General features: G+C 31.7%; 9 protein-coding genes and 1 pseudogene. All 10 read left to right on the top strand.

The genetic code is table 11. The features are described from left to right. A pseudogene (locus tag CCO88_RS07210) lies at positions 1–183 on the top strand (ABC transporter substrate-binding protein); the annotation flags it as partial. Between the two features lie 7 nt (positions 184–190). Beyond that, the gene (locus CCO88_RS07205) at positions 191–1,150 is read left to right on the top strand and encodes a branched-chain amino acid ABC transporter permease (protein ID WP_002779036.1); all 960 of its coding nucleotides are present in this window, start codon (positions 191–193) and stop codon (positions 1,148–1,150) included. A 2-nt stretch (positions 1,151–1,152) separates the two neighbouring features. Next, a complete protein-coding gene (locus tag CCO88_RS07200) occupies positions 1,153–2,193 on the top strand; it encodes a branched-chain amino acid ABC transporter permease (protein ID WP_002782148.1) in 1,041 nt (346 codons plus the stop codon). Then, positions 2,193–2,963: an ABC transporter ATP-binding protein gene (locus CCO88_RS07195; RefSeq protein WP_002779026.1), complete on the top strand. Its 771-nt coding sequence runs from the start codon at positions 2,193–2,195 to the stop codon at positions 2,961–2,963. Before CCO88_RS07200 ends, CCO88_RS07195 begins: the two co-directional genes overlap by 1 nt. Further along, complete coding sequence (locus CCO88_RS07190) at positions 2,950–3,645, top strand: ABC transporter ATP-binding protein (RefSeq protein ID WP_002839928.1); 696 nt, start codon at positions 2,950–2,952, stop codon at positions 3,643–3,645. Before CCO88_RS07195 ends, CCO88_RS07190 begins: the two co-directional genes overlap by 14 nt. 15 nt (positions 3,646–3,660) lie before the next feature. Next, positions 3,661–6,921, top strand: a complete 3,261-nt coding sequence (ccsB, locus tag CCO88_RS07185; RefSeq protein ID WP_002813682.1) for a c-type cytochrome biogenesis protein CcsB — start codon at positions 3,661–3,663, stop codon at positions 6,919–6,921. Further along, positions 6,921–7,376, top strand: coding sequence for a hypothetical protein (locus CCO88_RS07180; RefSeq protein ID WP_002783298.1), 456 nt, complete (start codon positions 6,921–6,923; stop codon positions 7,374–7,376). The genes ccsB and CCO88_RS07180 overlap by 1 nt, the downstream gene beginning before the upstream one ends. Positions 7,377–7,541: 165 nt before the next feature. Continuing rightward, complete coding sequence (locus tag CCO88_RS10675; protein ID WP_002779018.1) at positions 7,542–7,682, top strand: hypothetical protein; 141 nt, start codon at positions 7,542–7,544, stop codon at positions 7,680–7,682. Between the two features lie 69 nt (positions 7,683–7,751). Beyond that, complete coding sequence (locus CCO88_RS10670) at positions 7,752–7,922, top strand: hypothetical protein (RefSeq protein WP_002782155.1); 171 nt, start codon at positions 7,752–7,754, stop codon at positions 7,920–7,922. A 413-nt stretch (positions 7,923–8,335) separates the two neighbouring features. Then, the gene (locus CCO88_RS07175) at positions 8,336–11,026 is read left to right on the top strand and encodes an autotransporter outer membrane beta-barrel domain-containing protein (protein ID WP_025443306.1); all 2,691 of its coding nucleotides are present in this window, start codon (positions 8,336–8,338) and stop codon (positions 11,024–11,026) included. Positions 11,027–11,553: the final 527 nt, after the last annotated feature.

Below are 11,553 nucleotides of genomic sequence, written 5' to 3'. Positions count from 1 at the left end.
ATGAATGCTTGCCAAAATACACTTACAAGTGAGTGTATTAATGAAAAAATTCACCAAACAAACAATTATGAAGGAGTTTCTGGGGTTATTAGTATCGATAAAAGCGGAAATGCAACTCGTTCTGTGGTAGTGAAAGAAATTAAAAATCAAAAACAAACTTATAAAGATACTATAAATCCTTAGGAAAAATATGGACTCTACTTTATTTTTACAACAACTTGTTAATGGTCTTAGTCTAGGCAGTATGTACGCACTTATTGCCGTGGGCTATACCATGGTATATGGTGTATTAAGGCTGATCAATTTTGCACACGGTGATATTATGATGGTGGGTGCTTATATAGCCCTTTTGTTGATAAATTTTTTTTCTCCAATTATCAATCATTTAAATCAAACTTTTTTTGGTAGCGATGAGCTTGGAAAATATCTTGTTGTTATTTTTGCAGCTGCACTTGTGGCTTCTATGATCTTTTCTTCTATTGTGGGAATATTGATAGATAAAATTGCCTATAAGCCTTTAAGAAAAGCTCCTAGAATTTCATTATTGATAACTGCAATCGGTATTAGCTTTTTTTTACAAAATCTTTTTAATGTGATTTTTACTTCAACCGAACAGCAATTTCCAGCACCGCCAATATTTGAAACTTTGGTTAGCATAGGCGGTGTTAGTACAACTTTAGGTTCGTTGCTTGTACCTTTAGTAACTCTAGTAGTAATGCTTGGAGTCCTTTTTATCCTTTATAAAAGTAAATACGGCATAGCCATTCGTGCTTTGGCTTTTGATATACAAACTGTAAATTTAATGGGAATTAATGCAAATAGAATTATTGCCATTGTTTTTGCTTTAGGATCTGCTTTAGCTGCTCTAGCAGGGATTTTTTGGTCGAGTAATTACTATTCTGCTTATCCTACTATGGGGACTTTAGTTGGACTTAAGGCCTTTGCAGCAGCAGTTTTAGGAGGGATTGGCTCTGTAGTAGGAGCGGTTCTAGGAGGACTCATCATAGGATTGACTGAAGTTATGGCCGTGGCTTTCTTTCCAGAGCTTTCGGGTTTTAAGGATGCTTTTGCTTTTATTTTTCTTGTGTTTATCTTACTTTTTAGACCAACGGGAATTTTGGGCATAAATTTTGAAAAGAGTAGGTTTTAAAAATGGTAAAAATTAAAATTTCAGCTTTAGTTTATATTGTTTTAGCTATTGCTTTTATTATGCTTGCTCCACAATTTTTTGATGGCTATGGTATTGGTATATTAAATCAAATTGCTATTTATATTACTTTAGCAGTAAGTTATAATTTAATCAATGGTGTCACAGGTCAGTTTTCTTTAGAGCCAAATGGTTTTATAGCAGTAGGTGCTTATGCTGCGGCTCTAGTGCTTTTAAGCTCGGAACAAAAATTAGATTTATTCAGTTTAGAAGACCCAAATCCTATCATTTTAGCTTTGCATACAAATTCTTTCATCTTAGCACTTTTAGTCGCTGGCTTTAGTGCTTGTGTTTTATCTTTAATCCTTGCTTTTGCTGTTTTTCGTGTAAGAGGGGATTATCTAGCTATTGTAACTTTAGGTTTTGGTATTATTATCCAAAAATTAGCGATTAATTTTCCAAGTTGGACAAATGGATCTATGGGCTTAAATGGTATTCCTTTGCTTTCAAATCTTTATTGGACAGGTGGAGTGGCGATTATATCTGTTATTTTGATTTTAAATTTGGTTTATTCTAAATTTGGCAGGGCAATGCAAGCAATTAGGGATGATGAAGACGCTGCAAGCGCTATGGGAGTAAATACTTTTTGGACTAAAACTCTTGCTTTTGGAACTTCTGCTTTTTTAGAGGGCGTAGGTGGAGGACTTTTGGTTTGTCTTCTTGCCTCTGTTTCTCCAGAGCAATTTGGTTTTGAATTTACTTTTATGTTGCTTATAATTATAGTTTTAGGCGGCTTAGGTTCTACTACGGGAGCTATTTTGGGAGCTATTTTGATCATAGGTGGAAGAGAGTGGTTAAGATTTTTAGATGAAATGCAGATTAAAATCGATTTTCTAGGTATCGATATGGGTTCTATGCCAGGACTTAGAATGGTGGTTTTTTCTTTAATTCTTATTTTAGTTATGCTTTTTGCACGACGCGGAATTTTTGGCGATAGAGAGCTTAATTCCTTCTTTAAAAGACCTTCTAAAAAAGGACTTAAATAATGATTTTGGAGCTTAAGAATATTACTAAAAAATTTGGGGAAGTGAGAGCTATTAATGAAACTTCTTTTCATATTAAAGAGGGTGAAATTTTTGCTCTAATTGGTCCTAATGGTGCGGGCAAAACAACACTTTTTAATATTATTACAGGCAATTATAAACCAACAAGCGGAGAAGTATTTTTTCAAAATAAGAAAATTAACGATTTAAAGCCTCATAAAATTGTGCATTTAGGCATAGCAAGAACCTTTCAAAACATTAGATTATTTTCAAGTATGAGTGTGCTTGAAAATGTTATGATAGGTTTTGATAAACAAATGAAATATAGCGTTTTGGAAGCTTTTTTGCATTTAGGTCGTTTCCATAGGGTTGAGCAAGAATTTAAAAATAAAGCTTATAAGCTTTTAGAAGAACTCGGTATTAGTGAATTTGCAGATGAGAAAGCTACGAGTTTAAGTTATGGTCAGCAAAGAAAAGTTGAAATTGCAAGAGCTATGGCTACAAACCCAAAACTTCTTTTACTTGATGAACCTGCTGCAGGTATGAATTCTAGCGAAAGCGATGAATTAGCAGAGCTTATTTTAAAGCTTAGAAAAGACTATAAGATCAGCGTTTTGCTTATAGAGCACGATATGAAATTTGTTAATAGGCTTTGTGATAAAGTTTTGGTGCTTGATTATGGTAAGACTATTTTTGAAGGAAAAATAAGTGATGCTGTAAATCATAAAGAGGTAATTGCTGCTTATTTGGGAGATTTTGATGCTAGTAGTTAAAAATTTGCATGTTTATTATGGCTTGATTGAAGCAGTTAAGGGTATAGATTTTAAAGTAGAAACAGGTCATATAGTTTCTCTTATTGGCTCTAATGGAGCAGGAAAGACTTCTACTCTCAATGCGCTTTTAAATGCAGTAAAACGAACTGGAGAAATAAATTTTTTAGGTTATGATACAAAAAGGCATCTAACTCATACTTTGGTGCAAAAAGGTATAGCTTTAGTGCCTGAAGGAAGGCGCGTTTTTATCAATCTTAGTGTCGAAGAAAATTTAAAAATAGGTGCTTATAATAATAGTGAAAACTATGAGCACTTAAGAGAGCAAATGTATAAGTTATTTCCAAGACTTGCGAGCAAAAAACATGCTATGGCAGGAAATTTAAGTGGAGGGGAAGCTCAAATGCTTGCTATTTCAAGAGCTTTGATGATCGAACCTAAGCTTTTAATGCTTGATGAGCCCTCGCTTGGACTTGCTCCTAAGATAGTTGGAGAGGTTTTTGATATCATAGTGCGTTTAAAGGAAGAGGGCATTACTATACTTTTAGTGGAGCAAAATGCTTACTCTGCGTTAAAGATAAGTGATTATGCTTATGTTTTAGAAAATGGACTTATTGCAATGCAAGGTGAGGCTAAAAAACTCATAGGCGATGACAATATTAGAAAAAAATATTTAGGATTATGATACAGAGGTTAGGATATGAAAAATATTATTAAAAGTGTGGGTGATTTAAGAATTTCTATAGTTTTATTTTTGCTTTTTGCTTTATCTTGTGGTTTGGCAACCTTTATAGAGAGTGCTTATGGTACACCTACTGCATGGGCAATGGTATATGATAGTTTTTGGTTTGAGTATATACAGCTTTTGTTAGGCATAAATTTATTATTTGGAATGTTTCGTTATAAGATGTTTGCTCTAAAAAAAATGCCTTTGATGATTTTTCATTTTTCTTTTCTTTTTATCTTGCTTGGCTCTGCTATAACTCGTTATGGTGGTTTTGAAGGTTTATTAGCGATTCGAGAGCACACTCAAAATGCTTTAGTTGAAAGCTCTAAAACCTCTTTAAGAATTTCTACTATTAAAGATGGCGAGCGTTATACTTCCGTAAATGATCGTTACATAGGAAATTTACCTTTTGCAAATTCTTTTAAATTAAATTTAAATATGGGAGATGAAAAAGCTGTTTTAAAATATGAAAATTTAATTTTAGATGCAGATTATACTTATAAAGAAGATAATGTTTCTTCACCCTTGCTTGTTTTGACTATTTCTGAAAAAAATTCCCAAGGTGCGAATTTGGAATTTAGATCAGGAGAGGTACAAAATATCAACGGAATTAATTTTGCCTTTATGAATGATGATGTGGCTAAACCTTATATCAAAATAGATAAAAATTTAAAATTAAGCTCAAGTGAAAATTTAAGCGTTTTTAACATGAAAAAAGGCGAGAATTCAACTCTTAAAATTGGCGAAAAGGCAGATGCTAAAGATCTTAGATTATATAGTTTGGATAATTTAAATTTTGTAGTGAAATTTGCTTCTTTGCATGGAGCTCAAGAAATTCAAGGTGTTAACAGGCCGCAAGATGAAAGCTTTTGGCTATGGTTTAAATCAGCTTGGTTAGAATTTGCAAGAACTATAATGATATCAAGCTTTGGGGAGCCACAAAACTGGAAAGCTTCATGGCTTACGAATTTTAAAGATTTTGCTATGAGTAAGGATTATCAAGCTTTGGAATTAAAAGGAGCACATGCGCTAAAACTTCAATTAGATTATAAGAATGAAAGTAAAGAATTTTATGTATTTGAATACAATAAACCTACCGTAGTAGAACTTGCTGGGCAAAAATTCTTTATTTCTTGGGCGCTTGCATATGAGCAATTGCCTTTTGAAATTTATTTAAGAGATTTTGTTATAGACCGTTATCCTGGATCTATGTCTCCTGCTTCTTATGCAAGTGAAATTACGGTTAAAAATAATGAAGATAATTTCGATTATAGGATTTTCATGAATAATGTGTTAGATTATAAGGGTTATAGATTTTATCAAAGTTCTTACGATCAGGATGAAAAAGGGACGATATTATCAGTCAATAAAGACCCGGGTAAAATTCCTACATATATAGGTTATTTCTTGCTTTGTTTAGGTATGTTTTTAAATTTCTTAAACCCACATTCAAGATTTAGAACTCTAGCAAGACTTATCAACAAAGACGCTCTGAAGCATACTGCTAGTGTTTTGGCTTTATTTGTAGCTTTATTTGGAGCAGATAAAATGCTTGCTCAAGATTTAAATATAAGCTTAGAGCAAAATATACCTATAGTGGATAAAGCACATGTTAAAGAGCTTAAAGCCCTTATCGTGCAAAAATCTGTAGATGGTAGAATGATACCTTTTGATACTTTAGCTAGAGAAATTTTGGAAAAAATTCATAAGAGTGCAGACTATAAAGGACAAGAAGCAAGCGCTATAATGCTTTCAATGCTTATCAATGTAGATTTATGGCAAAATGAAGCCTTTATTTTAATGCCAAGCAATAAAAATGTTCATGAGGCTATCGCTGAAATTTTAGAAATTTCTCCAGAATTAAAATATGTCAAATATAAGGATTTCTTTGATGCTAATAATCGTTACAAACTTCAAAAATATGTGGAAAATGCTAACCGCAAAAACCCAAATGCTAGAGGGGTATTTGATAAAGAAATCATTTATTTAGATGAAAGAGCAAATGTTGTAAATTTGGTTTTTAGTGGAGAACTTTTTAAATTTATTCCTATACAAAATCATGACAATAATGCATGGTTGGCTCCTTTTTCTGCTATTACAACACTTAAGGATGAAGAGGGTCAGTTTGTTTTTACACTTATAAAAAATTATTTTTCTTCTGTGGACTCAGCTTTTCATGATGGAAATTGGACAAGAGCTAATGAAGCTTTAGGTTTTATCAAACAATATCAAGAGAAAATAGGGCATGAGGTTATGCCTAATAAAACAAAAGTAGAGATGGAAATTTTTTCAAATAAAGCTGAAATTTTTGTCAAACTTGCTCCTGTATATTTAATCGCGGGATTTTTATTGTTGATTGTTCTTTTGATTAAAATGGTTGCGCCAAAACTTAAAATTTCTCTTATATTTAAAGTCATTTATATTTTAAATATTTTAGCCTTTATAGTCCATACTGTAGGACTTGGATTGCGTGCTTACTTAGCAGATCATGCTCCTTGGAGTAATGGATATGAGAGTATGGTTTATATAGCTTGGGCTTTATCTCTTTCAGGAATTTTCTTTTCTAGAAAAAGTCCGATTGCTTTATCTTTGACTTCTATACTTGCGGGTATTGTTTTAGCTGTGGCTCACTTAAGTGAGATGAATCCACAAATTACAAATCTTATGCCAGTGCTTAATTCGTATTGGCTTAGTATCCATGTGTCAGTTATTACTGCTAGCTATGGATTTTTAGGACTTTGTTCTTTGCTTGGAATTTTTACTTTATTGTTAATGTGTTTTTTAAAAGAAAACAATCAATACAATCAAAGTATTTTAAGAAATATCACAGAAGCAACTCGAATTAATGAAATGTCAATGATTTTTGGACTTTGTTTGCTTACTGTTGGAAATTTCTTAGGTGCAATTTGGGCCAATGAGAGTTGGGGTAGATATTGGAGTTGGGATCCAAAAGAAACTTGGGCTTTGGTAAGTATTTTGGTTTATGCGGCTATTTTGCATATTAGAATGATTCCAAAATATTCTAATCAATTTACCTTTGCATTATGGAGTATGTTTGCTTATTGGGTTGTTATTATGACTTATTTTGGAGTAAATTATTTCTTAGTAGGTTTGCACTCTTATGCTGCAGGAGAAGCTGCTCAAATTCCTAGTTATGTTTATTGGGGAGTTGTGATTATGATTGTTTTAGCATTACTTGCAAGAAGAAAGCGTGAGTTTGTAGGCAAACTTTAATGAGCCATATTTTTTGGGTGATTATTTGCACCTCTGGAGCTTTGCTCCTCTTTTTGAGTTTGATAGCTTATTTGATTCTCAGTGATAATAAAAAGAAAAATAAAAAACAAAAAAATACTGAGAATACAGCTAAAGCCCGCAAATTTGATAATGATTTAAATAAGATGATAGCAGCGGCGAGTGATTTAAAATATAGCGATCGTGATTTAAAGGAGTTGGTAAAGCTCTTTGTTCAAACACATAAGCTAGGCTCTAAAACTTCTAAAGAATTAGATGAAAAAACAAAAAATAAATTAGAATTTGTATCCGCTTTAGCTGCTAACCCAAAAGCTAGCCCTCAAACTGTAAGTTTTTTAAATCAAGAGCTTAAAAAAATTTCTGCTTCTTACAAAAAAGAAATCGATGCCTATGAGCAGATGGGTTTAGTAAAAAGAAAAATCAAAGAAGAGAAATAAAACCAGATTTAAATTTTTTAAGCGTATGTGTTTTTAAAGAAATTACAAGCAATTATGGTGGAGTTTATATTTTGATAAAGAGATAAGAGAAGAGATATTACAGGGAGAAAGCATATTTTAAAGGCGCTAAAGGACGAGAGTTTGGGTGATGATATTTGAGATTGGTTGCAAGATGCAAGCAGAAAATATCTTGTTGTTTTACATACCATGATAAATTATAGTGTAGAAAGCTATGGATTATTTGGAGATGAAAGAGAGGTGGGTAGCTTTACAAGCGTAGGACACAAAGGTGTTGATGGTGGATAAGTTAAAGCAAAATTTTATTATCACATCTAATAATTACGCGGACAAAAATATGCCTATCAAGGAGTAAGTATGCGTTTTTATAAAATGCTTCTGGCTTTAATCTTAAGTACAAATTTAGCCAATGCTTATGATACTACTATTATTTATAATGAAGATAAACCTATTTTTAAACTTGATTTTTACAATAAAGGAGAAAATACGGTTTTTTTGGTGAAACTGTTGCCTCTTCCTATACTTTAAATGAGATCCAAAGAAATGAAATCATTCGTGCGACTCAATTTTGGGCTAATATTATAGGAGCTAGTGCAATCAATTCTTCCCCCATTCCTATCAGTGTAAGTACCTTTGATATTCCAAATGCCAATGCATTATCTTATGATTTCTTTTCTAATCCTATATTTAATAGGGTATTGCAAGGAGAAAGTATAGATACTATTAGACAAGAACTTATAGGTGTATCAGAAGATTTTTTTACTAAAGCAAGTGTAGAATACTTAGGGCATATTAATATGGGAAAGCTTGATTGGTATATAGCTTCTCATCCTACTACCCTACCTAAAAATGGGAATCAGTTTGATACTTTTTCTACCTTCACCCATGAGCTTTTTCATGCTTTAGGCGTGTTATCTTTAGCTGGTAGTTGTGGAGGAAATTTGGGACAATGTTTTAACGGTTTTTTAAACAGTTTTAGTGATCATTTATATGATCTTAATGGAGTAAAAGCTCAAATAGGAATGAGAATAGTTAAAACCCAAGCAGAGGTAGAAGAAGCTAAGTTAAAAGGAGAGACGGTTTTCTTAGTTAAGGACGATGGTGTTTATATTAATGGCAGTTTTAGCAATGCTTCGGGCAATGTTTATTTTAAAGGAGAAAATGTCGCAGAAGTTATTAAAAATGCTAAACTGGGTTATGATGGGGTTAATGGTATTCCTATCAATGCTTGGGAAGGGATTATATTAGATATGTCTCATATTGAGCTTGATAATTCTTTAATGAGTCATCAAAGTTGGCATAATTATAACTTCTATATGGAAGCAGAATTAGCCTTGCTTCAGGATATAGGTTATAATTTTGATAGAAAACTTTATTATGGAGATTCTATTTACGAAAGCAATCTTTTAAACTGGCAAAGCGATTATGGTTATTATGCTAGAAAAGATGGCAAATGGCTTATAGGAGAATACAATCCTACAGAATACGGAGTGGGTTTGCATATCTATGGTAAAAATAATATAGCCACTCAAAGCCATGATATTTTATCAAGTGGCGTAGCTGCAAGTGGTATTCGTATAGATGGATCGAATAACCAATTGATTATAGCCAATGATACTAAGGTTCATACCTTAGGGGATTATTCTAATGCTTTATTAATCGCTTATGGAAAAGATCATGTTATTGAACATAATGGAGAATTAAAAGCTACAGGTAAAGAGGGTATAGCCATCAATATAGATTTTGGGGATAACACTCTAGGCAATGCTGAAGAATACCGTGGCTCTTATATACATCAAATGTCTGGTAATAATCAAGACGATCTTGCGGAGTATAACCTAGATGGAGCCTTGGTTAAAAGCTTAAATCTTAATGCTGCTAGCTCTACTATAGGTTCTTTAGCTTCCATTTATATAGCTGATAATGCTTATGTAAATACTATCAACATAGCACAATGGGCTAAGGTAGAAGGAGATATTATTTCTAATTGGGATCCTAATAATGAAAAATTAGCAAATCAATACAAAGATAGCTTTTATACAGATCTTAATTTTGGTTCTGACTCTAGCTTATCAAGAGCTGCTTTCAATGCTTTAGATAATACTTGGAGTGTTAAAGCTAATGTATTAGGTTATGATAATTTTAAAATGAATGTTAATGAGAATCTTAATCTACAAGGTAGTGCTTTTGTTTATGATTTAAACAATAAAGCCCATTTTAGCCTACTCGGTGCAGATGGCATCAACCCTTCTTTATTATATATTAAAAACAATTTCACTCAGGATTCAAATGCTATCCTAACTGCAGGTATTAATGCTAATGGACAAAGTCTAGTATATGTAGGAGGTAATGCTAATTTAGCAGGAGCTTTTAATTTTTACATGTTAAAAGACTTTTATAAAGATAAAGTAGTGTTAGATCCTGATTTAATTAGCGCAAATCAAATTCAAGGTGCTTTTAATTCTATTGTTTATGATAATAGTCTTGATTTTTCTCCTACTTTAAATTTTATCTATGATGCAAATACAAAAGAATTAGGAGTTGTTCGTGATTATACTCCTTATATTAAAAATTCAAGCGATATTTCTTTAGCTTATGCTTTAAATTCTTTAGCTCAGAATGGAAAATATGAAGATATTGCTTTGCTTTTTAAAGAATTGGACTTTGCTACAGATGCACAAATCATAGCTCAGGGTTTAAACGAGCTTAATGCTAAAGCTTATTTAGACAGTGCTAAAATTTCTTTAGATTTCCAAGAGGAGCTCAATAAAGAAGCCCTAAGCGATGTAAGAAAAGGATATGCCAATGAATGGCAAAGCTTCGTAACCCCATTTGGAACTTATCAAAGCTCAAGAGCTAATGGAGATTTTGATGCTTATAAAGGCTATGGAGGTGGAGTAAAGGCTAAAGCTATTAAGGGATTTGATAGTTTCAATTTAGGATTTAATTTGGTGTTAAATACTAATAATATAGATATAGATGATACCTTAGCTAATACAAAAACCACAGGGGCATATGCAGGCATTTTTTCTAAATATGATTTAGAAGATTTTTATCTTTTAGGAAGTTTTAGAATGGGTTATGAGCACACCAAGCTTAATAGAAATGTAAACATAGGAGCTTTTAGTGCAAATTATAATTCTAAGTTTAATTCTTATCTTATTAGTGAAATGGTAGGTATAGGTAAAAGCTTTAATCACTATGGGGTAAGCTATGGACCTTTAGCTTATATAGAACACAGCTTCTTACATCACTTCGCTATCAATGAAGAAAATCAGAACTCTACAGCTTTAAATATTGATTCTAAAAATTTCCATGCTTTAAATTCTTTTATGGGATTTAATGTAAATTATGAAAAAGGTATGAGTGACAAAGCTATTGTGAATTTTTATTTCTTGGGTGGATGGAATCATTATTTCTTAGACTCTTTAAAAAACAATGCCAGCTTTAAAGATGCAAGTTTAAATAAATTCTATACCAAAAGCAAACTAAGCAATCAAGATTCTTTATATCTACAAGGAGAAATTGATTTTACTCATAATCAATCTTTCTTTACAAGATTAATGCTTTCAAGTGATATTAAAGATAATATAGACTTTAGCACCAAACTTGAAGTAGGAGCTAAGTTTTAGTAAAACACAAAAAAATAAAGCCTTGTGATTATGATATTATTAGGCTTTATTTTATACTTTTAAACTTAAATTGTTTTTTGTTGATCTTTGTTTTATATTTATCCTTTTTAAATTTTCAAGTAATCTTTGCTAATGTTTAAAGAGTTTTAGTTTTTGCAAATTGCTATATATAAAAGTAAGGATTTTAAAGCAATAAAAGCTACTTAAAGATTATATTTATAATACAAGAAAAGATAAAATCATTTATTTAGACTTGCAAAGTGATGTAGAAAAGTATAAAAGAGAATGAAAATTTTTTAAATACAGCTTAATTTTTAATTGTTTATCGTTGATAATCTTTCATCTTTTTATAAGCATATAAAATATATGTAAATTCTTAGAAGAAATTTTTTGCACATATTTTTGAATTGATCAAAAGATATTAATTACCATTCTTACAAAGTTTTGATTTATTGGCTTTTATTTGTTAAGTGAGATAAATTGATATAAGAAGTAATGGTGCGCTCAAGAGGATTCGAACCTCTGAC

The organism is Campylobacter coli LMG 9860 (assembly GCF_000254135.1).
GTDB lineage: Bacteria > Campylobacterota > Campylobacteria > Campylobacterales > Campylobacteraceae > Campylobacter_D > Campylobacter_D coli.
This window is presented reverse-complemented; position numbering and strand designations above follow the sequence as displayed.

Coding starts and splice junctions, on each gene's coding strand:
- CCO88_RS07180 (WP_002783298.1), top strand. CDS start 6,921: ATGAGCCATATTTTTTGGGTGATTATTTGCACCTCTGGAGCTTTGCTC.
- ccsB (WP_002813682.1), top strand. CDS start 3,661: ATGAAAAATATTATTAAAAGTGTGGGTGATTTAAGAATTTCTATAGTT.
- CCO88_RS07200 (WP_002782148.1), top strand. CDS start 1,153: ATGGTAAAAATTAAAATTTCAGCTTTAGTTTATATTGTTTTAGCTATT.
- CCO88_RS07195 (WP_002779026.1), top strand. CDS start 2,193: ATGATTTTGGAGCTTAAGAATATTACTAAAAAATTTGGGGAAGTGAGA.
- CCO88_RS10670 (WP_002782155.1), top strand. CDS start 7,752: ATGCGTTTTTATAAAATGCTTCTGGCTTTAATCTTAAGTACAAATTTA.
- CCO88_RS07190 (WP_002839928.1), top strand. CDS start 2,950: ATGCTAGTAGTTAAAAATTTGCATGTTTATTATGGCTTGATTGAAGCA.
- CCO88_RS07205 (WP_002779036.1), top strand. CDS start 191: ATGGACTCTACTTTATTTTTACAACAACTTGTTAATGGTCTTAGTCTA.